16 protein-coding genes are annotated in these 20707 nt (G+C 69.6%); 11 read left to right on the top strand and 5 right to left on the bottom strand.

What is annotated here, in order from left to right:
* Positions 1–19 precede the first annotated feature (19 nt).
* From E3O60_RS04495 to E3O60_RS04475, 5 genes are all read left to right on the top strand, one after another.
* Positions 20–1000, top strand: a complete 981-nt coding sequence (locus tag E3O60_RS04495) for a MoxR family ATPase (RefSeq protein WP_134497268.1) — start codon at positions 20–22, stop codon at positions 998–1000.
* The gene (locus E3O60_RS04490; RefSeq protein ID WP_103459619.1) at positions 990–2162 is read left to right on the top strand and encodes a DUF58 domain-containing protein; all 1173 of its coding nucleotides are present in this window, start codon (positions 990–992) and stop codon (positions 2160–2162) included. The genes E3O60_RS04495 and E3O60_RS04490 overlap by 11 nt, the downstream gene beginning before the upstream one ends.
* Positions 2159–4489 carry a transglutaminase domain-containing protein gene (locus E3O60_RS04485; RefSeq protein ID WP_134497260.1) on the top strand — a complete coding sequence of 777 codons (2331 nt, stop codon included), beginning with the start codon at positions 2159–2161 and terminating at the stop codon, positions 4487–4489. Before E3O60_RS04490 ends, E3O60_RS04485 begins: the two co-directional genes overlap by 4 nt.
* Complete coding sequence (locus E3O60_RS04480; RefSeq protein ID WP_088455472.1) at positions 4486–5091, top strand: FHA domain-containing protein; 606 nt, start codon at positions 4486–4488, stop codon at positions 5089–5091. The genes E3O60_RS04485 and E3O60_RS04480 overlap by 4 nt, the downstream gene beginning before the upstream one ends.
* 97 nt (positions 5092–5188) lie before the next feature.
* Entirely contained in the window at positions 5189–8149 is a 2961-nt protein-coding gene (locus tag E3O60_RS04475; RefSeq protein ID WP_134497258.1) for an FtsK/SpoIIIE domain-containing protein, read from the top strand.
* 17 nt (positions 8150–8166) lie between these two features.
* Here E3O60_RS04475 and ald read toward each other — a convergent pair whose 3' ends face one another.
* Complete coding sequence (ald, locus tag E3O60_RS04470) at positions 8167–9282, bottom strand: alanine dehydrogenase (RefSeq protein WP_103459615.1); 1116 nt, start codon at positions 9280–9282, stop codon at positions 8167–8169.
* A 257-nt stretch (positions 9283–9539) separates the two neighbouring features.
* On the opposite strand from ald, the gene E3O60_RS04465 reads away from it, so the two are divergent.
* Genes E3O60_RS04465 through E3O60_RS04450 form a run of 4 tightly spaced genes read left to right on the top strand, consistent with a single transcriptional unit; the run spans position 9540 to position 13684 of the window.
* The gene (locus E3O60_RS04465) at positions 9540–10754 is read left to right on the top strand and encodes a spermidine/putrescine ABC transporter substrate-binding protein (protein ID WP_103479706.1); all 1215 of its coding nucleotides are present in this window, start codon (positions 9540–9542) and stop codon (positions 10752–10754) included.
* Positions 10755–10757: 3 nt separating this feature from the next.
* Positions 10758–11960, top strand: a complete 1203-nt coding sequence (locus tag E3O60_RS04460; RefSeq protein WP_088455476.1) for an ABC transporter ATP-binding protein — start codon at positions 10758–10760, stop codon at positions 11958–11960.
* Positions 11961–12878, top strand: coding sequence for an ABC transporter permease (locus E3O60_RS04455; RefSeq protein WP_088455477.1), 918 nt, complete (start codon positions 11961–11963; stop codon positions 12876–12878). It begins immediately after the preceding gene.
* Positions 12875–13684: an ABC transporter permease gene (locus E3O60_RS04450; protein WP_241980021.1), complete on the top strand. Its 810-nt coding sequence runs from the start codon at positions 12875–12877 to the stop codon at positions 13682–13684. The genes E3O60_RS04455 and E3O60_RS04450 overlap by 4 nt, the downstream gene beginning before the upstream one ends.
* Here E3O60_RS04450 and E3O60_RS04445 read toward each other — a convergent pair.
* The gene (locus tag E3O60_RS04445; RefSeq protein WP_134408237.1) at positions 13681–15384 is read right to left on the bottom strand and encodes a BCCT family transporter; all 1704 of its coding nucleotides are present in this window, start codon (positions 15382–15384) and stop codon (positions 13681–13683) included. The two genes, E3O60_RS04450 and E3O60_RS04445, sit on opposite strands and share 4 nt — an antisense overlap.
* A 129-nt stretch (positions 15385–15513) precedes the next feature.
* On the opposite strand from E3O60_RS04445, the gene E3O60_RS04440 reads away from it, so the two are divergent.
* Positions 15514–16143 carry a cob(I)yrinic acid a,c-diamide adenosyltransferase gene (locus E3O60_RS04440; protein ID WP_103459611.1) on the top strand — a complete coding sequence of 210 codons (630 nt, stop codon included), beginning with the start codon at positions 15514–15516 and terminating at the stop codon, positions 16141–16143.
* Here E3O60_RS04440 and E3O60_RS04435 read toward each other — a convergent pair.
* Positions 16140–17180: an asparaginase gene (locus E3O60_RS04435; RefSeq protein WP_088455480.1), complete on the bottom strand. Its 1041-nt coding sequence runs from the start codon at positions 17178–17180 to the stop codon at positions 16140–16142. The genes E3O60_RS04440 and E3O60_RS04435 overlap by 4 nt on opposite strands.
* A 2-nt stretch (positions 17181–17182) precedes the next feature.
* Complete coding sequence (gene gabT / locus E3O60_RS04430) at positions 17183–18565, bottom strand: 4-aminobutyrate--2-oxoglutarate transaminase (RefSeq protein WP_088455481.1); 1383 nt, start codon at positions 18563–18565, stop codon at positions 17183–17185.
* 89 nt (positions 18566–18654) lie between these two features.
* Here gabT and E3O60_RS04425 point away from each other — a divergent pair, with 89 nt between their 5' ends.
* On the top strand, positions 18655–19143 hold the full coding sequence (locus tag E3O60_RS04425; protein WP_088455482.1) for an OsmC family protein: 489 nt from the start codon (positions 18655–18657) through the stop codon (positions 19141–19143).
* An 88-nt stretch (positions 19144–19231) separates the two neighbouring features.
* On the opposite strand, the gene E3O60_RS04420 is transcribed toward E3O60_RS04425, so the two are convergent.
* The gene (locus E3O60_RS04420; RefSeq protein WP_103479708.1) at positions 19232–20575 is read right to left on the bottom strand and encodes an aminotransferase class III-fold pyridoxal phosphate-dependent enzyme; all 1344 of its coding nucleotides are present in this window, start codon (positions 20573–20575) and stop codon (positions 19232–19234) included.
* Positions 20576–20707 lie beyond the last annotated feature (132 nt).

Below are 20707 nucleotides of genomic sequence, written 5' to 3'. Positions count from 1 at the left end.
CCGCCGCGACGCCGACCTGATGAGCATCGAGGAAGCCGGTCAGTTCGCGACCCTGTTCGACAGGCTGGTGCGCGGCGTCGAGGAGGTCGTGCTGGGCAAGCAGCACGTCATCAGGCTGGCGTTCACCGCCCTGTTCAGTGAGGGCCACCTGCTCCTGGAGGACGTTCCCGGCACCGGGAAGACCTCACTGGCCCGTGCCATCGCGCAGAGCGTGCGCGGCTCCAGCAACCGGGTGCAGTTCACTCCCGACCTGCTGCCGGGCGACATCACCGGCGTGAGCATCTTCGACCAGCGAACGGCCACCTTCGAATTCCACCGCGGACCGGTGTTCGCCAACATCGTGCTGGCCGACGAGATCAACCGGGCCAGCCCCAAGACCCAGGCCGCACTGCTCGAGGTGATGGAGGAGGGCCAGGTCACCGTTGACGGTGTCACCCACAGGGTGGCGGGCCCGTTCATGGTGATCGCGACCCAGAACCCCATCGAGCAGGCCGGCACCTACAGGCTTCCGGAGGCCCAGCTGGACAGGTTCCTGATGAAGACCTCGATCGGCTACCCCGACCACGCGGCCACCGTGCGCATTCTGGAAGGCGTCGGCCGGCGCGCCCACGACGGCCGCCTGGCGCCGGTGCTCTCGGCCGAGTCCGTCGTCGAAGTGGCGGCGCTGGCCCGCACGGTGTTCGTCGACGCGACCATCAACGACTACGTCGCCCGACTCGTCGACGCCACCCGCACCAGCCCGGAGGTACGCCTGGGCGCCAGCGTGCGGGGTGCCCTCGCGCTCATCCGCACCGCCAAGACCTACGCGGCCTCCCAGGGCCGCCACTACGTGACCCCCGACGATGTGAAGGCGCTCGCCGAACCCGTGCTCGCGCACCGGCTGCTGCTGGACGCGGAGGCCGAATTCGACGGGGTCAGCGCGTCGAGCGTGATCGGCCGGATCCTGGTCGAGACGCCGCCGCCGCGCAGCGGGGAGGACCAGAGGCCGGATGTCCTCTAGACGAACCCGGCTGCTCCAGGCCGTCACACCGCTCGGCTGGGGCGTCGCCGGATGCGCGGCGGCACTTCTCGGCGCCGGCTACGGCCTGGGCTGGGCCGAACTCACCGCGATCGGCTGGGCGGCCGCCGTCCTGGTGGTCGGCGCGCTCGCGCACCTGCTCGGCCAGAGCGGCCACCACATCACGTTGACCCTGCCCGTTGAGAGGGTCGTCGCGGGGGAGCGGGTGCCCGGACAGGTCGACGTGCACAACCCGACCGGCCGGCGTCTGGCCGCCGTGACGGTTCAGGTACCGGTGGGCGCCGGGCTGGCCGAATTCCCGATGCCGTCCCTGGCCGCCCGAGCCGGCATCAACGAGGTGTTCGTGGTTCCCGCCGAGCGCCGGGGCATCATCCCGATCGGGCCCGTGCACACAGTGCGGGCCGATCCGGTGGGGTTGGTGCGGCTGGAGACGGTGCTCGCCCAGCGGATCGACCTCTACGTGCACCCGCGCACCATCGCCATCCCCAGCATGAGCCAGGGCTTCGTGCGCGACCTCGAGGGTCAACCCACCCGCGACCTCACCGCCAGCGACGTGGCGTTCCACGCGCTGCGCGAGTATCAGAGCGGCGACGAGCGGCGTAGCATCCACTGGAAGAGCACTGCCAAGACCGGCCGGCTCATGGTGCGCCAATACGAGCAGACCCGCCGCAGCCACCTGCTCGTGGCCCTGAGCCTGGCCACGGGCGACTTCGCCGACGACGAGGAATTCGAGCTCGCCGTCAGCGCGGCCGGCTCGCTGGGCATCCGGGCGATCCGTGATGCACGCACGGTGTCGGTGCTGGCCAGCTCGCGCCAGCTCAGCACGCTCACCCCCACCCGGCTGCTCGACGACCTGAGCGGCGTCGACCTGGCGCCAGACGCCGACGGCGTCCGCGCACTGTCCAGGCGGGCCGCCGCCGCCGTCGACGGGCTGTCGGTGGCGTTCCTGCTCTGCGGATCTGCGACGCCGTTGGCCGCACTGCGCGCCTCCGCGGCGGGATTCCCGCTCGGAGTCGAGGTGGTCGCCGTCGTCTGCGAGCCAGGGGCCCGCCCGGGCCTCCGCCGGGCCGGCGGACTGAGCCTGCTCACCATCGGCTTCCTCGACGACCTGCAGCACAGCCTGGCCCGGGGGGCCGCCGCATGAGCGGGCGCTTCATCATCGGCAACACCGTGGCCCTGTTGGCTGCCACCGGTGTGGCCGCCGCCGCCCTGTGGCCGATTTACCAGACCGGCGCCTTCGTGCTGCTCGTCGCCGTCGCCGCGGTGCTCGGCTGCGGCATCGCCCTCGTCGGCACCGCGTTCCGCTGGCCGGCCTGGCTGGTCGGCCTCACGACCATCGGCGGTTATCTCCTCGTCGGGGTTCCGCTGGCCGTGCCCGGCCGGGCCCTCTACGGGGTGCTGCCGAGCTTGGCCGGCCTCGCCGAGCTGGTGCCGGCCACGGCGCTCGGCTGGAAGCAACTCGTGACCATCGTGCTGCCGGTCGGGTCGTACCAGGCTCTGCTGGTTCCCGCGCTGATCCTGGTGCTGCTCAGCAGCGTCATCGGGCTCTCGGTGGCCCTCCGCAGCCGGGCCGCGGAACCGGCCCTGCTGGCGCCGGTGCTGCTGTTCGTGGCCGGCATCGCACTCGGCCCCAGCCAGGCCACGGCGCCCACACTGCTGGGCCTCGCGCTGTTCGCCGTGCTGGTGCTCTGGCTGCTCTGGCTGAACCTGGAACGCCGCCGGGGTCGCCTGCTGGTGTCGGCGACCGCGGCGCGGCTGCCGGCGGCCGACCGGCGGATGGGCGCGGCCCGGTCCGTGGTCGTCGCGGCTCTCGGGCTGACGGTGGCGGTCCTGGCCGGCACCGTCGCCGCCGTCGCCCTGCCGCCCACCGCGGCCAGGGACGTGCTGCGCACCCGAGTGGTGGCGCCTTTCGACGCCCGCGCCTACCCGAGTCCGCTGTCCGCGTTCCGCAACTACCAGCAGCCGGACCTCGCCGACACCGTGCTCTTCGAGGTCGAGGGGCTCCCGGCCGGCGGGCGCATCCGGCTGGCAACCCTCGACGACTACGACGGGGTGGTGTATTCGGTGGGCACCGCGGATGCGGCGGGGCCGGACTCCGGCACCTTCACCAGGCTGCCCTACCGTCTCGACCAGAGTGCCGTGCGCGGCGACGAGGTCTCCCTGTCGGTGTCGATCCGGGAGTACGACGGCGTCTGGGTGCCCGGCGTCGGAGCGCTGGAACAGATCGAGTTCACCGGCGCCACCGCGGCCGCCCGCCAGGAGTCGTTCGTGTACAACGACCTCGGTGGGACCGCCGCCGTGGTCACCGGCCTGGAGGAGGGCGACAGCTACACCAGCACCGCCGTCGTGCCCACTCTCGTCGGTGACCTGGCAGATGCCCGGCCCGGCTCCGCGGTCCTACCGCCCGCCGCGGTGCTGCCCGACGGCCTCGAAGAAACCCTGGCCGGTGTCCTGCGGCCGGGCGACACGCCGGGCCAGAGCCTGCAGGCCGTGCTCTACTTCCTGGCCACGACCGGATACGTCAGCCACGGCACCGCCGGGGAACCCGTCAGCCGGTCCGGGCACGGTGTTGACCGCATCGACGAGCTGCTGCAGGACCAGCCGATGCTCGGCGATGCCGAACAATACGCGGTCACGGCGGCTCTGATGGCCCGGCAGATCGGCTTTCCGGCGCGGGTGGTGGTGGGCTTTGTACCCGCCGCGGAGGGTGCTACCGCCCCGGTGACCGGCGCCGACGCCTCGGCGTGGATCGAGGTGCAGACCCAGGCCGACGGCTGGGTGGCGCTGGATCCCAACCCGCCCGTCCGGGAGATCCCGGCCCGCCAACCCGACGACCCCGCTCCGATCTCCCGCCCGCAGACCGTGCTGCCCCCGCCGGTGCCGGAGACCGCCGAACAACCCGAGCCCAGCCAGCCGGAAAGCCAGACCACCGACCCGCCCGCCGCTGCCGACCCGTTCTGGGCTGTGGTCAGGCTGATCGTGAGCATAGCGGCCTGGTCCCTGCTCGGGTTCGGCCTTCTCGCCGCACCGTTGCTCGGCATCGTTGTCGCCAAGTGGCGGCGTCGCCGACAGCGCCGTCTGGCCCACCGGCCGATCGACCGCATCGTGGGTGGCTGGCGGGAATTCGCCGACAGCGTGACCGATCACGGCCTGTTCGTGCCGCCCCTGGCGACCCGCACCGAGCTGGCCCGATCCGTCGGCGGAGTGCGCGCTCTCTGGCTGGCCCGGGAGGTGGACCGGGCCGTCTTCGCTCCCGACGGGGCGGCGGAGATCGACCCTGACGGCATCTGGGTGTCGGTGCGGGAGCTGCAGAATGGCCTGCGGGCCGGACTCAACCGTCGGGACCGCCTGCGCGCGGTCATCTCGGTGCGGTCATTCGGTCGCTACGCTAAGAGAACTGCCGGGCGGGATGGCCGGCGCAGGCGCAGGCTGTGGGGAGCTCGCGAGAGCACGAAGGGACCGGGTCAGTGAACTGCCAAATTTGCGGGGCGCACCTGCCAGAAGGCGCAATGTTCTGCGGCGGCTGCGGCAGCTCGACCTCGGCGACCCCCATCACCCGCAAGCGCGCCGACCCGCGCCCCAGCGACACCACCATTATCCAGCCGCTCGCACCCCGCACCACGGTGATCTCGGTGCCGTGGTGGCCGGCGGGTAACGGCCCTGCCGATGACCAGCCGGCCGATGGCGGGCCCCCGACCGTTCGCCCCGCCGGCGCTCACGCGGCGGCACCGGCCGAGAAGTCGCAGCCCGCACGGTACACCCTGCAGTTCAGCACCGGCGAAACCGTTTCGGTGCGCGGCAGTGGTCTCATCGGCCGCCGCCCGCTGCCCCAGCCGTCGGAACAGTTCGACCACCTGATCCAAATCACCGACCTGGGCATGTCGGTGTCCAAGAGCCACCTCGAATTCGGCCAGCACGACGGCGAGTTCTGGGTCAACGACAGGTTCTCCGGCAACGGCACCGTCGTGCGGCGGGCGCCGGCGCCGGCGCTGCGCTGCGAGCCGGGCCGGCGGTATCTGGTGGGCCGGGGTGCCAGGGTCGAGATCGGCGACCAGTTCTTCATGGTGCTCTAAGGCCTCGCCGCTCCTCCACACCCCGGTCGGTTCCCGCGTTCTGCACCGGGACCGCCGCATCGGTCGTCCCGGCCGGCCGTTCGGGTGTGCTGGAGACATGACCGTCGCCCCCGAGCCGCCTACCATCGACCCGATCCGGCTGCCGACCCCGCCCGTGCCACCCGGACGCCCCGGCTTTCCGCTCATCGCCTGCGTGGCACCCCTGATTGCCGCCGGACTGATCTGGGCGATCACCGGATCGGCGCTGGTGCTCGTCTTCGCGGTCCTCAGCCCCATCATCGCCGTCGCGGGGCTCGTCGACGGGCGCCGGTCCGGATCTCGGCAACGCCGCAGGGACGCCGCCGGCTACGCGACCCGGATGGCCGAGGCGGAGGATACCGTCGACCAGAGCCTCGCCCGGCTGCGGCGCGATGCCTGGCGTGCCGCACCCGCGGCGCACCGGATGCTCGGCGACGCCCACGACCCGACCCGCTGGGCCGATCCGGCGACGGCCGCTCTGGTGCTCGGGGCCGGACCGGTCCCCAGCGGCCTGCGCCTGGAGGGCGGTGCCAGCGCCGAGCAGCGCGAGTTGCGGGCCAGGGCGGCGGTCCTGACCGGCGCCCCCATCACCGTGGACCCGGCCGGCAGCATCGGGCTGGTCGGACCCGGCCTGGTCGTCAGGTCGCTGGCCCGCAGCCTGGTGGTGCAACTGGTCGGCCAGCTCAGCCCCCGCGCCCTGGGCATCCGGATTCCGGCCGGCGACGACTGGGCCTGGGCGGCCGGCCTCCCGCACCGGTCGGCGGTGTCCCCGGCCCGGTGGCTCACGATCACCGGGGGCACGCCAGCCGGCCCGGCCCGGCCCGGTCAGTCCGGTCCGTCCGGGGGATCCGACACCGATTTCCGGATCGCGCTCGCCGAAACCGGCGCCGCTCTCCCGCCAGGGTGCGCGACCATCGTGCGGGTGGACGGGGCGAGCGACGCTGAACTCGTGCGGCTGGGAGGGATTCCGGCCGCGCTGCACTTCGTGCCGCACCTGGTGGCTGAACAGCAGACCGCCGGATTCGGTGCGATGCTCCGCCGTGCGGCCGAGGCGGCCGGCGTGGTCGACTCGGGGGACGCGCTGCCGGAGACCGTCGCCTTCGCACCGTTGTGTTCTCAGTGGGCTACTGACCCCGATGGGGGAGCCGACCACCCCCTCGATACGCCGGCCGGCCTCGCCTGCGTCATCGGGGTGGGGGAGCGGGGACCCCTGAGTGTGGACCTCGTGGCCGATGGGCCGCACGCCCTCGTGGGCGGCACGACGGGCAGCGGCAAGAGCGAACTCCTGGTGACCTGGGTGGCAGCGCTGGCCGCCCGGTATCCGCCGAGCCAGGTCACCTTCCTGCTCGTCGACTTCAAGGGCGGGGCGGCATTCGACTTCGTGCGGGAGCTGCCGCACTGCGTGGGGCTGATCACCGATCTCGACGACCGCGAGGCGCTCAGGGCCCTGGGCAGCCTCGCCGCTGAGCTGCGGCACCGGGAACGGGTGCTCCGTGACGCCGGCGGCCGTGACATCACCGACCCGCGCAGCGCCGGGCGTCTGTCGCGCCTGATCATCGTGATCGACGAATTCGCCACCATGCTGGACGCCTTTCCCACGCTGCACGCACAGTTCGTGGACATCGCCGCCCGGGGCCGGTCATTGGGCGTGCACCTGGTGCTGTGCACGCAGCGACCCGCCGGCGTGGCGCGTGACGCCCTGCTGTCCAATTGCAGTCTGCGGCTCTCGCTACGGGTGAACAACGCCGCCGACAGCCTGGCCGTGATCGGGTCGGATGCCGCCGCCCGGATCGACGCCGGCCGGCCTGGCCGATGCGTGGTGCGCAGCGGGTCGGCGCCCGCGCAAACCTGCCAGGTGGCCACGACGACCCACGCCGACATCCAGGCGGTCCTGAACGGCGCACCAGCTTCCGCAGACCCGCCGCGGCGGCCCTGGCTGGACCCGCTCCCTCGGCTGGTCACGCCGGCCCAGGTCGCCGCGCTCGCCGCCGAGGGTCCGCCGCCGCCGTTCGTGCTGGGACTGATCGATGAGCCGGAGCAGCAGCGCTACGCCGTGGCCGGGTACGACCCACGGGCCGACGGGCACCTGCTGGTGGTGGGAGGTGCGGGAACGGGTAAGTCGACACTGCTGGCCGCGATCGCCGCCCAGGCCCCGCATCGGATCGACCTCATCCCGGCCGATGTCGAGGGCACTTGGGACGCCCTGGTGCGGGCGAGGGCCGCACTGGACGGCCCGGCCGGCCTTGCACCGGCGGGTGGCCGGCGACACGACGCCGGGCCGGAAAGCCGGCTGCTGCTCTTCGATGACATCGACGCCGTGCTCGCCCGGTGGGGCGAAGAACACCGTGCGGCAGCCGTCGACCTGCTCACCGGACTCCTTCGTGACGGCGGCCAGGGCGGGCTGCACCTGGTGGTCACCGGGCAACGGCTCACCGGGGCGCTGCAGGCCCTGCCCGCCCTGTGCCAGAGCCGCCTGGTGCTGCGGCTGCCCAGCGTGTACGAGCACCAGGCTGTGGGAGAACCGGCAGCGAGCTACGACGAAACCGTGCCGCCAGGGGGCGGGCGCTGGCGGGGTGCGCGAATCCAGCTGATGCTCGCCGAGCCCGCCGGGCACGGTTACGAGCCGGCCGTCGTCCCGTCCGCGCTGGACGACACCAGCGCGTCCACCCGTGTGCTGCTCGTTGTCGCGGGGTCCGCCGCACGAACCGCCGCAGCCATCCGGGCTGCCGCTTCGCCGGCCTTCCCGCACGTCGTGCGGCTCGGCGCTCACCCGTCGGTCGGAGCCCGGGAGGATCGCCTGGTGGTCTCCGACGTCGCCGCCGGCACCGTGCTGGTGGGCGACGCAGACACCTGGCAGGCGCACTGGTCGCTGCTGACCGGGTTGCGCGGCGTGGCTCCGCTGGTCTTCGACGGCGCCAGCCTGGCCGACTACCGCCTGCTGACCCGCCGGCGCGACCTGCCGCCGCCGCTGGCTCCGGCCGGTTCGCGGGGCTGGCTGCTGCGCCCTGACGGCACCGTGCACAGGGTCACGGTGCCGTAGGTCGGGCAGGCAGCCGCCTAGGCGAGCACCTCGGCGAGAGGCCGGAACGGCAACGTGTTGGCGGCGGCGACCGGCGCGTTCGTCAGAACACCGGCGTGGGTGTTCAATCCCAGCGCCAGCGCGGCGTCGAAGCGAAGAGCCTCGAGCCAGCCGAGGTTCGCGATCGCCCGCACGTAGGGCAGGGTGGCGTTGGTGAGGGCGTAGGTTGACGTGCTCGGCACCGCCCCCGGCATGTTGGCCACGCAGTAGAACAGCGACCCGTGCACGGTGAAGGTGGGCTCGGTGTGTGTGGTGGCGTGGGTGTCGGTGAAGCAGCCGCCCTGGTCGACGGCGATGTCCACGAGAACGCTGCCCGGCTTCATCCGCGACACCAGCTCGTTGCTGACCAGTTTGGGCGCCTTGGCGCCCGGGATCAGCACGGACCCGATCACCAGGTCGGACTGCACGAGCGCCGTGTCGATCTCGAACGCGTTCGACGCGATGGTCTTCACCCGCCCGTAGTACAGGGCATCCAGTTCGCGGAGACGGAAGAGGTTGGTGTCCAAAACCGTGACCTCGGCGCCCAGGCCGATTGCCACCTGCATGGCGGCGGTTCCGGCGACCCCGCCGCCGAGAATCGTGACCCTGGCCGGGTGAGTGCCCGGCACACCCGGCACGAGCAGGCCGGGCCCGCCGTTGGGCTTGAGCATGGCGTTCGCGCCGACGATCGGAGCCAGCCGGCCGGCGACCTCGCTCATGGGCGCCAACAGGGGCAGTGCCCGGCTGGGCAGCTGCACGGTCTCGTAGGCGATGCCGGTGACCCCGGCCGTCAGGAGCGCCTGGGTGAGGCCGGCCTCCGCGGCCAGGTGCAGGTAGGTGAAGAGTACGAGATCGGGCCTGAAGTAGCCGTACTCGCTGGGCACGGGCTCCTTCACCTTGAGCAGTAACTCGGCCCCGGCCCAGGTGGATGCGGCGTCAGGCATGATCGTGGCTCCGGCGGAGCGGTACTGCGCGTCCGTGATCGATGAGCCGACGCCCGCACCGGTCTCGACGAGCACCTCGTGCCCGTGGAGCACCAGGTCGTGGACGCCGGCCGGGGTGATCGCGACCCTGAACTCGTTGTTTTTGATCTCGCGGGGGACTGCAACTCGCATGACGCTCCTGAGCCTGGTGGGGACAGTCTGGTGGGGGCCAGCCTGGGAGCAGCCTACTGTGGCTGGATCGTCGATCCCGAACGCAACGACCGAGCGACAGCGACGAAATCGGTTGAAAATTGCAGGAATGTTAACGTTTTGATCATTTTATGGCGCGTTCGGTGTCGACTGTGCCACTATCGGTCCACTCGTCACGCAGCGGGCCGGGGCGTTCCCGACGCCTTTCGACGCCGCTGAAGAATGCAAGGAGACCGTCCATGTCGCCCAGGCCGATACCCGCAGACCCGATGATCCAGCAGCTCGTCCGCCAGGCCAGGCAGGCCCAGCTGGGCCGGCGCGCGCTCCTCACCGGCGCGGGGGCAGGAGCGGCGGCACTGGCGCTCGCCGCGTGTTCGACCGGCAGTGCGGCGCAACCGACAGCGGCGGCCGACGCGTCCGAGAGCGAGAAGACGCTGCGCTGGGACAACTGGGCGCTGTACATCGACGTGGACGACGCCGGGGACTACCCGACCCTGGCTGCCTTCACCGCCGAGACCGGCATCACGGTGAACTACACCGAGGCCGTGGACGACAACAACACCTACTACGGCAAGGTCAAAGACCAACTCGCCCTCGGCAAGGACATCGGCGCCGACACCGTCTGCCTGACCGACTGGATGGTCGGCCGGCTCGCCAGGTTCGGCTACCTGCAGGAACTCGACCACGCGAACATCCCCAACCTGACCAACCTGCTGCCCACCCTCAAGAACGTGGACTTCGACCCCGGCCGGGCGCTGTCGGTGCCGTGGCAGGGCGGCTTCGCGGGCATCTGCTGGAACAAGGAGAAGCTCCCCGGCGGCATCGGCTCGGTCGAGGAGTTGTGGAACACTCCCGAGCTCAAGGGCCGTGTCGGCGTGCTTTCCGAGATGCGCGACACCATGGGCCTGATCATGCTCGATGCGGGCGTCGACATCGCCGGCGACTGGGGCGACGACGAGTTCACCGCCGCGATCGACGTGCTCAAGAAGCAGGTCAGTGACGGCCAGGTGCGCAACATCAAGGGCAACTCCTACAAGGAAGATCTCGTCAACGGCGACAGCCTCGCGGCCATCGTCTGGTCGGGCGACATCGTGCAACTCAATGCCGAGAACGGCGACAAGTGGGGCTTCGTGGTACCGGAGAAGGGCGGCACCATCTGGAACGACAACTTCGTGGTGCCGATCGGTTCAGCGCACAAGGCCAACGCCGAAGCCCTGATCAACTACTACTACGACCCGGCCGTCGCCGCCGAGGTCGCCGCGTACGTGAACTACATCACCCCCGTCGCGGGCGCCAGGGAGGCGGCCATGGAGATCGACCCCGAGCTCGCCGAGAACCCGCTGATCTTCCCCGATGACGCCACCCTCGCCAAGGCCAAGGTGTTCCGCACCCTCACCGGCGCCGAGGAACAAACCTACGGCGCGCAGTTCCAGAGCATCCTGCTGGGAGCCTGAACCGTGCCAAGCGGCGCGTTCGCCGACCGGGGTGCCGACCTCGAGCTGGTCGGCATCCAGAAACGCTTCCCCGGCTTCACCGCCATCGAACACCTGGACCTCGTCATTCCCGCCGGCTCGTTCTTCGCCCTGCTCGGCCCGTCGGGCTGCGGCAAGACCACCACCCTGCGCCTGGTGGCCGGACTGGAAGACCCCACCGGCGGCCGCATCCTGATCGGCGGAACTGACGTCACCGCCCAAAAGGCCTACCAGCGGCCGGTGAACACCGTCTTCCAGAGTTACGCGCTCTTCCCGCACATGACGGTGCTCGAAAACGTGGCCTTCGGGCTGCGACGGCGCCAGATCACGGATGCCCTCGGCAAGGCGCATGAGGCGCTCCGGCTGGTCGAACTGGACCACCTGGCCGCGCGCAAGCCCGTGCAACTCTCCGGCGGCCAGCAACAGCGGGTGGCGCTGGCCCGGGCGATCGTGAATCGGCCCGCGCTGCTGTTGCTCGACGAGCCGCTCGGTGCGTTGGACCTCAAGCTGCGCCGGCAGATGCAACTTGAGCTCAAGACCATCCAGGAGGAGGTCGGTCTCACGTTCCTGCATGTCACCCACGACCAGGAGGAGGCCATGACCATGGCCGACACCATCGCGGTGATGAACAAGGGCCGGATCGAGCAGCTGGGCGCGCCGGAGCAGCTCTACGAGCTCCCCCGGACCGCGTTCGTGGCGAACTTCCTCGGCCAGTCCAACCTCTTCACCGGGCCCGTGGTGGGGGAGACCAGCACGTCCATCGCCGTGGACATCGCCGGTCGCAGCATCGTGGTGCCCAAGACCCGCTCGCACCGCCACGCCGGCGACGTCACCATCGGGGTGCGCCCGGAGAAACTCACCCTGCACCGGGACAAACCGGTCCACGACTCCGGCCACAATGTGATGGGTCCGGGCCGGGTGACGGATGTGTCCTTCACCGGTGTGAGCACCCAATATCTCGTGAGCGTGCCCGGCGTCGGTGTCCTGATCGTCTTCGAACAGAACCGTTCCTTCGGGCCGGTCGAGGGCGAAGGGGACGAGGTATGGGTGACCTGGAACGTCGAGCACGGCTTCGGCCTCGACGACGACCCCGTCGCACCGGACCCCAGGTTCGTCGCCGACACCAGCACCAAGAGCATCGCCGCACAGCGTCGCGCCGCTCTCGTCACGGAGCTCGAGGAGGCCTAGATGGCCTTCGCCGCGTTCGCCAGCACCGCCGCCGCGCCAACGGATGCGCCGCAGCGCCGCCGCAGTCCGGTGGCGCTGCTCCTGCTGCTGCCGGGCATCCTCTATCTGGTGTTGTTCTTCCTGGCTCCGCTGGTGTCGCTGATCCTCACCTCGCTGCAGGCGCCGAGCGAGTTCGGTGACATCGGCATGTACAGTTACGCGTTCCGCTGGGAGAACTACGTCGAGGTGATCGGCCAGTACTGGCCGCACATCCTGCGCTCGTTCGGCTATGCGCTCATCGCCACGGTCCTGGCGCTGCTGTTCAGCTACCCGCTGGCGTACTTCATCGGCGTCACCGCCCGGCGCTGGCCGCTGCTGCAGAGCCTGATGCTGGTGCTCGTGATCGCACCGTTCTTCATCAGCTTCCTGCTGCGCACGCTGGCCTGGAAGCAGCTGCTCTCCGACGAATCGTTCCTCGTCACCTCGCTGAAGGCCGTCTCGCTGCTGGCCCCCGACGCCCATCTCACCGGCACCGCGTTCTCGGTGATCTTCGGCCTGACCTACAACTTCATCCCGTTCATGACCCTGCCGCTCTACACCACCCTGGAGCGGCTGGACCTGCGCTACCTCGAGGCCGGCAACGACCTGTACGCCAGCGGGTTCCACACCTTCCGCACCGTCACCATCCCGCTGTCGATGCCCGGCATCGTGGCGGGTACCCTGCTCACCTTCATCCCCGCAGCCGGCGACTACATCAATGCCAGTCGCGACTTCCTCGGCGGGGCGGACACCCAGATGATCGGCAACGTGATCGAGGCCAACTTCCTGGTGCTGCTGAACTATCCCGCGGCGGCATCGCTGTCGATCATCCTGATGACCGTGATCCTCGTGATCGTGGGCGTCTACGTGAAGAGAAGCGGAACCGAGGAGCTCTTGTGAGTCGTCTCTCGCTCGGCAAGTGGCTGCTGCCGCTGTACACGGCGCTCGCGCTGATCTTCCTGATGGTGCCGATCGTGTACACCTTCATCTTTTCGTTCAACGACTCGCTGAAGTCCAACATCACCTGGCGCGGCTTCACCCTCGACAAATGGCTGAACGTCTGCGCGGTGCAGAACGGCGCCGTGTGCCAGGCCTTCGGCAACAGCCTGATCATCGGTCTGGCAGCCACGCTGATCGCCACGATCCTCGGCACCATGATTGCGATCGCCCTGGTGCGCTACAGATTCAGGTTTCGCTCCAGTACCAGCCTGTTGCTGTTCCTGCCGATGGCGACCCCCGAGGTGGTGCTCGGTGCCGGGCTGGCCGCGCAGTTTCTCTCGCTCGGCGTGCCCAAGGACATGCTCACGATCATCCTGGCGCACACGATGTTCTGCATCAGCTTCGTGGTCGTGACGGTGAAGGCCCGCGTCGCCGGCCTGGACCCGGCGCTCGAGGAGGCCGGCCGGGACCTGTACGGCTCGCCAGGCCAGGTGTTCGCCCGGATCACCTTCCCGCTGCTGCTGCCGGGAATCCTCGCCGCCGCGCTGCTGTCGTTCGCGCTGAGCTTCGACGACTTCATCATCACCAATTTCAACTCCGGGGCCGTGACCACCTTCCCGAAGTACATCTACATTTCGGCGTCGCGGGGCATCCCGGCGGAGGCCAACGTGATCGCGTCTGCGGTGTTCATCCTGGCGCTGGTGATTGTCGTGACCGCGCAGGTGTCCGCCGCAGCCCGGGCCAAGCGACAGGCCCGCCTCGATTAGCCGGACCTGTTGCCGGGTGGTGGCGGCGAGGCATCCGGTGGCGGGCCGTCGCCGTCGGTGGCCGGCCGAGTGAACGGCACCGAGCCGAGCACCTCCGACGAGGTGCGCACCGGCCCGAGGGTGCGCTGGCGCAACGGGTCGCGGCGCAGGTCGACATACAGCGATACGCACAGGCCCACGATGATAACCACGAACGGGCTTGCCGCCAGGATCGTGAAGGTCTGCAGAGCGCCCAGCCCGCCCACGAACAACAGCACCGCGGCGACGGCGCCGGTGAGCACCGCCCAGAAGATCACCAGGGGCTTCCAGGGCTCCTTGCGGCCGCGACTCGAGAGCGTCCCGAGCACGAGGGCACCGGCATCCGCCCCGCTGACGAAGAACACCGCGGTGAGCACCATCACCACCAGGGCCGAGCCGATGAAGAACGGGTACTGCTGCAGTGCCGCGAAGAACCCCGCCGCCTCGCTGCCGGTGCCGGCGATGTCGACACCGTTCAGTTGCAAGTGCAGCCCGGCCCCGCCGAAGACCACGAACCAGAGGATACTGACCGCCGTCGGCACCAGGAGCACCCCAAGAACGAACTCGCGAATGGTGCGGCCGCGGGAGATCCTGGCGATGAACGTGCCCACGAACGGGGTCCAGGAGATCCACCAGGCCCAGTAGAAGATCGTCCAACTGGCCAGCCAGTCGCTGCCGCCGAACACCGCCGAGTGGAAGCTCATGGGAACAAGGTCGGCCAGGTACGCACCGATGGCCGACGGCAGCAGATTCAGGATGAACACGGTCGGTCCGACCACGAAGACGAACAGCAGGAGCACGGCGGAGAGCACCATGTTCGTGTTGCTGAGCCATTTGATCCCCTTCGCAAGGCCGCTCGCGGCGGAGAACACCACACCCACGGTCAGCACGCAGATGATGATGATCGGCAAGGCGGTGCCCGGGTCGTCGGAGAACGTGCCGGTGCTCAGCAACGAGATCCCAGCGGCGATCTGCAGGGCGCCGAGACCGAGCGAGGTCGCCGACCCGAACTTGGTGCAGATGATCGCCAGGATGTCGATCGGCTTGCCCCAGCCCTTGGTCTCGATCCGGTCCTTGCCGAAAATGGCCTGGAACGGTGCGCTCATCAGGTTGCCGCGGCCCATCCGGTAGGTCGAGTACGCCAGGGCCAGGCCCACCACCGAGTAAATGGCCCAGGGGTGCAGTCCCCAGTGGAAAAATGTGTACGCCATGGCCGCGTTGGCGGCATCCGGGCTGTTCGCTGCCGCGTCGACGAAGGGCGGCGGCGACGCCAAATGGGTGACCGGTTCAAAGACGCCGTAGAACATCAGGCCGATTCCCATGCCGGCGCTGAACATCATCGACACCCAGGAGAGCGTCGAGAACTCGGTGCCCTGCCCTTCCCGTGAGAGCGGGATGCTGCCGTACCGGCCGAAGGCCAGCACCAGCGCGAAGATGACGAAGCCCGACGCCCCGAGAATGAACAGCCAGCCCAGGTTGCCGGTGACCCAGCCCAGAGCGGATGCGGCGGCGTCGCCCACGGTCTGCGTGAACAGCACCCCAAGCAGGCAGACCACCACGATGATGCCTGCGGAGACGCCGAAGACGGTTTTGTCGACGGTGGCCCAGCCGGTGCGGGCGGGTTCACTGACCGCGTCGCCGAGCGCGGCCTCGATGCTGTCGTCTGAAGGGTCCTTGGACATGTCCGTCCTCGCTGATCGAACACTCGTCGATCGATGCTCGGTGCGAACAGGTTTGAGAAGCGCAAAAAAACTGCTCGCGACGTCCCTCAACGCTACGCGGATGCGGGGGACATTACTATAGTTGCCGCTATGGCTGATCTCGACGATCTCGAAACTGCCGGACCGGCGCTGTACACCGGGAGGGGGGATTCGGGGCGCACCACCTTCGGGCGGCACGGCGACGTCGCCAAGACCGACGTGCGCGTCGCCGCCTACGAAGACTGCGATGAGGCCAACGCTGCCGTGAGCGTGGTGATGGCCGTGGGTAACCTCCCGATCGAGGTGACGTCCACCCTCGCCAGCGTGCAGAACGACCTGTTCGATCTGGTCGCCGACCTCGCCGTACCGCTGGACGACCCACGTGCCGTGAGCGCACGAATCAGCGAATCGCACCTCACCCGCCTCGAACGCGCCGTCGACCATTTCGAGCAGCAGGCCACCGATCTCAGCGGCTTCGTGCTTCCCGGCGGCACCGTCGCCGCGTCGCTGCTCTATCAGGCGCGGGCCGTCGTGCGCCGCGCCGAACGCACGGTTTGGGCCGCCGTGGAAGCGCACCCCACGACGGTCAACCCGCTGTGCGCGCGCTATCTGAACCGGCTATCGACCCTGATGTTCGTGCTGGCCAGGGGTGCGAACGCCGAGCACGGTGACGTGCAGTGGGTGCCGGGGGCGTCTTCGCTGGCGATGGCGCAGGAAGCCGACGAGACTGAGCGTCCCTAGACGTAGCTGGCGCGGATCTGGCCGATCGGCTGGCCACCACCGTGCACGGCGACCTTCAGTTCGGGGATGATCGCATCGATGTCGGCTCGAGGCACCGCGCCGGCATCCGCCAACAGGCTCAGCGCGACGACGGTGGCCGCGCGCAGGTTGCCGTCGAGGATCTTCAACGCCACCGTGGTGCCGTTCTCGGCCGAGGCCACCATGATGCCCTCTGCCCCGCCCTTGACGAACAGACCTAGGCGCTCGATCGCGATCGAGTCCGGCAATCCGGGTCCGGCGATCACCCAGCCGTTTTCCCGTACCGCCTCGGCCAGGAACCCGGCCTCGCGGTAGATGGCGAACGGTGAGCTGGACTTCGACGTGGCGATACGGGCGATGCCGCGGGCCAGGGCCGTCAATGACAGCGCGTGCACCGGGGCGCCGCAGCCGTCGACGCCGGTCGCGGCCGGACGCTCGCCGGTGAACCGCTCGACGACGTCGAGAATGCGCTTCTGCAGCGGATGTTCGGTGTCCAGGTACCCGGTGACCGGCCAGTGATTCTGCACACAGGCAACGAGCATCGCCGCGTGCTTGCCCGAGCAGTCCGAGTAGATCGGGGCGGGGCCGGCGCCCTGGCGCACCAGCGAGTCGCGGGTACCCGAGTCGCCCGGCCAGGTGGGCGTGCAACCGAGGTCGGCCTCCGAGAGCCCGGCGCGGGCCAACAGGCCCCGCACGAGGTCGGTGTGCTTCTGGGTGCCGGAGTGGCTGGACGTCGCGATCGCGGCATCCTCACCGCGCAGCACCACGCCGCTGGCCATCACCGCGATGGCCTGGAACGGCTTCATCGACGAGCGCGGGAACACCGGGGCGTTCACATCGCCGAGGGCGCGCAGAACGGCGCCGTCAGTGCCGAGCACGACGGCGGCGCCCGCGTGGCGGGACTCGATGAAGCCGGAGCGTTCCACGACGGCCAGTTCGACGGCGTCGATCACTTCGATGGTGCCTGAGGTGGAGGGCGCTGCGGCACCGAAGGCGGCAGGAGAGGTCGGCGTGGTCACGATTACAGCGTCGCCATCGCGTCGTCGATGACCGACAGGGCGTCGGTCAGCAGGGCATCCGTCACGGCCAGGCTGGGCAGGAACCGCAGTACGTTGCCGTAGGTGCCGGCCGTGAGCAGCAGCACGCCGTGCTGCGCCGCGTAGGCGGCGATCGCGGTGACCGCGGCGGCGTTGGGTGCCTTGGTCGTGGTCTGGGTGCCGGGCTGCACGAGCTCGATGGCGATCATGGCGCCGCGGCCGCGGATGTCGCCGATGATGTCGTGCTTGTCCGCCAAGGCGGTCAGGCCGGCGCGGAGGGTCTTCTCGATGCGCTGGCCCTCGGCGAGGAGGTTGTTGTTCTCGATCGCCTCGAATACCGCGATCGCGGCGGCGCAGGCGACGGGGTTGCCGCCGAAGGTGCCGCCGAGCCCGCCGGGCTGCGACGCGTCGAGGATCTCGGCGCGGCCGGTCACGGCGGCCAGGGGCATGCCGCCGGCGATGCCCTTGGCGATCAGCACCAGGTCGGGCTCCCAGCCGAAGTGCTCACTGGCGAAGTAAGCGCCGGTGCGAGCCATGCCGCTCTGGATCTCGTCGGCGATCATCACGACGCCGTTCGCGGTGCACCATTCCTGCAGCAGCGGCAGGTAACCCTCGGCGGGAACCATGAAGCCACCCTCACCCTGGATGGGTTCCACGACCAGGCAGGCCAGGTCGCTGGCGCCGATGACCTTCTCCAGGTACGCGATGGTGCGGGCGGCGGCTTCGGCGCCGCTGAGGCCGTCGTGATACGGGTACGAACTGGGGGCGTGGTAGACGTCGCCGGCCAGCGGGCCGTAGCCGGTGGCGTACGGGGCGGCCTTGTAGTTCATCGCCATGGTGAGCACGGTGCGGCCGTGGTACGCGTGGTCGAGCACGGCCACGGCGCGACGGCCGGTGTACTTGCGGGCGATCTTCACGCCGTTTTCCACAGCTTCGGCGCCCGAGTTGATCAACACGGTCTTCTTGGCGAAGCTGCCGGGGGTGTGCGCGGCGAGCAGCTCGGCGACGCGCACGTACTCTTCGTACGGCGTGATGGTGAACAGGGTGTGCACGAAGTCGTTCAGCTGGCCGGTCGCGGCGGCGACGACGCTGGTTTCCGAGTGGCCGACCGTGGTCACGCCGATGCCGGCGCCCAGATCGATGAACTGGTTGTCGTCGAGGTCGACGATGATCGCGCCGCTGGCCTTCTTGATGTAGACCGGCAGAGCGGAGCTGACGCCGGTGGAAACCGCGGCGAGGCGTCGCTGGTGCATCTCCGTGGATCGCGGGCCGGGGATGGCCGTCACGATCTTGCGTTCCTGGGTCACCGTGTAGACCGGGGACGAGGGGGTGGATGCGGCAGCGGAATCAGTCAGCGTGTCAGTCATGATCGCGCCAGTTTACCGCCCGCACCAGCGAGCAGCCGGGCCATTCCCTGCGAGAATTACCAGTAAGCGTGAAACCCGAAGGAGACGCCATGATCGGTGTACATCACTATGCCGTGCAGATCCACTGGACGGGCAACCGCGGCACCGGCACCAGCAGCTATCGGGCGTACGGCCGCGACCACCTTCTCACCTCGTCGGGCAAGGAACCGATCGCCGGCTCGGCCGACCGCACCTTCCACGGCGATGCCGACCGGTGGAACCCCGAGGAGCTGCTGCTGGGAGCGCTCAGCCAGTGCCACCTGCTCTCGTATCTGCACGTGGCCGCCAGACACGGGGTGGTCGTGGTCGGCTATTCCGACGACGCCATCGGCACCATGGCGCAGACGGCGGATGGCGGTGGCCACTTCACCGCCGCCACCCTGCGTCCCCGGGTCACCATCGCCGACCCGGACCAGGCGGAGCTGGCTCAGTCCCTGCACTCCGAGGCGTCCAAGGCCTGCTTCATCGCGGCGTCGGTCAATTTTCCCGTCGGTCACGAACCAATCATCATCATCGCCGAGCCGGCCTCGCTGCTCTAAGCCCGCCCGCTTAAACCGCGAAAGCGGCCCTGTGGCTGCCTCCGCAAAGCGGAGGTGACCACTGGACCGCTTTCGCGAGGTGCGGCGCTTACTTCTGGGTGGCCGCGAACAGGGTGAGGGCCTCTTCGAGCACCGAGGCGGCGTCGTCGATGAGGGCCTGGGAGATGACCACCGACGGCATGATCCGCAGCACGGAGTCCCAGCTGCCGGCATCCAGCACGATGACGCCATTGGTGGTGGCGTGCTTGAGCACGAACGCGAGAGCCTCGGGGAACGGCTTCTTGGTGCCGGGGTGCACAAGCTCAACGCCGAACATGGCGCCCTTGCCGCGTACATCGCCGACGATGTCGAATTTGTCTGCCCAGTCGCCGATGCGGGCCCAGAGGGCCTTCTCCACGCGCTTGGCCTCGTCGAGCAGGTTGTCGCGCTCGATGATGTCGAACACCGCCAGGGCCGCCGCGGTCGAAACCGGGTTGCCGCCGAAGGTTCCGCCGATGCCGCCGGGTTGCACGGCATCCATGATCTCGGCGCGGCCGGTGACGGCGGCGAGCGGGAATCCGCCGGCGATGCCCTTGGCCGTGGTGACCAGGTCGGGGACGACGCCGTGGTGCTCGATGGCGTACCAGGCGCCGGTGCGGGCGATGCCGGCCTGGATCTCGTCGGAGACGAAGACGATGCCGTTCTCGGTGCAGAACTCGCTCAGACGCTTGAAGTAGCCGGGAGCGGGGATGACGATGCCGCCGTCGCCCTGGATCGGCTCGACGAAGAACGCCGCGATTTCCGACGCACCGATGTGGGTCTGGATGTAGTCGATGGTCTTCTCGGCCGCTTCTTCGCCGGACAGGCCGTCCTGGTAGGGGTAGCTGGTGGGCACGCTGTAAATCTCACCGGGGAACGGGCCCATGCCCACGCGCTCCGGCCACGGACGGTAGGTCATCGCCATGGTGAGGTTGGTGCGGCCGTGGAACGCGTGGTCCAGGCTCACGATGGCGCGGCGGCCGGTGTATTTGCGGGCGATCTTCACCGCGTTCTCCACGGCTTCGGCTCCGGTGTTGACCAGGATCGAGTGCTTCTCGAAGTCACCGGGGGTGATCTCGGCGAGCTTCTCGGCGACGCGCACGTAGTTCTCGTACGGGGTGACGGTGAAGAGGGTGTGGGTGAGTTTGCCGGCCTGTGCGGCGGCGGCTGCGGCGACCTCCGGGTTCGCGTGACCGATGGTGGTCACACCGATGCCGCAACCCAGGTCGATGATCTGGTTGCCGTCCACGTCCACCAGGATCGCTCCCGCGCCGTGGTCCATGTAGATGTTGGCAAGAGTGCCGGCACCGGCAGACACGGCGCGAACGCGTCGTTCCTGCAGCGCGATTGACCGTGGGCCCGGGAGGGCGGTGACGAGCTTGCGCTCCTGGCTGACCGAGAAGGAAGAAGACATGCCCCCAGTTTACGGACGTCGGCTGGGTGGGTGCCCCGTGCCGCCGCGGCAGCTGGGCATTCGTGCACGGAGTCTGCAACGGCCCCTTGGCAGCGGGCACTTCGATGTCTATTGCTGACGATGAGTACACCG

Origin of the sequence: Cryobacterium sp. TMB1-7 (genome assembly GCF_004402435.1) — a bacterium.
GTDB classification, from domain to species: Bacteria; Actinomycetota; Actinomycetes; order Actinomycetales; family Microbacteriaceae; genus Cryobacterium; species Cryobacterium zongtaii.
This window is presented reverse-complemented; position numbering and strand designations above follow the sequence as displayed.

Coding starts and splice junctions, on each gene's coding strand:
- E3O60_RS04420 (WP_103479708.1), bottom strand. CDS start 20,575: ATGTCTTCTTCCTTCTCGGTCAGCCAGGAGCGCAAGCTCGTCACCGCC.
- E3O60_RS04490 (WP_103459619.1), top strand. CDS start 990: ATGTCCTCTAGACGAACCCGGCTGCTCCAGGCCGTCACACCGCTCGGC.
- E3O60_RS04495 (WP_134497268.1), top strand. CDS start 20: ATGAGCATCGAGGAAGCCGGTCAGTTCGCGACCCTGTTCGACAGGCTG.
- gabT (WP_088455481.1), bottom strand. CDS start 18,565: ATGACTGACACGCTGACTGATTCCGCTGCCGCATCCACCCCCTCGTCC.
- E3O60_RS04425 (WP_088455482.1), top strand. CDS start 18,655: ATGATCGGTGTACATCACTATGCCGTGCAGATCCACTGGACGGGCAAC.
- E3O60_RS04455 (WP_088455477.1), top strand. CDS start 11,961: ATGGCCTTCGCCGCGTTCGCCAGCACCGCCGCCGCGCCAACGGATGCG.
- E3O60_RS04465 (WP_103479706.1), top strand. CDS start 9,540: ATGTCGCCCAGGCCGATACCCGCAGACCCGATGATCCAGCAGCTCGTC.
- E3O60_RS04475 (WP_134497258.1), top strand. CDS start 5,189: ATGACCGTCGCCCCCGAGCCGCCTACCATCGACCCGATCCGGCTGCCG.
- E3O60_RS04485 (WP_134497260.1), top strand. CDS start 2,159: ATGAGCGGGCGCTTCATCATCGGCAACACCGTGGCCCTGTTGGCTGCC.
- E3O60_RS04445 (WP_134408237.1), bottom strand. CDS start 15,384: ATGTCCAAGGACCCTTCAGACGACAGCATCGAGGCCGCGCTCGGCGAC.
- E3O60_RS04440 (WP_103459611.1), top strand. CDS start 15,514: ATGGCTGATCTCGACGATCTCGAAACTGCCGGACCGGCGCTGTACACC.
- ald (WP_103459615.1), bottom strand. CDS start 9,282: ATGCGAGTTGCAGTCCCCCGCGAGATCAAAAACAACGAGTTCAGGGTC.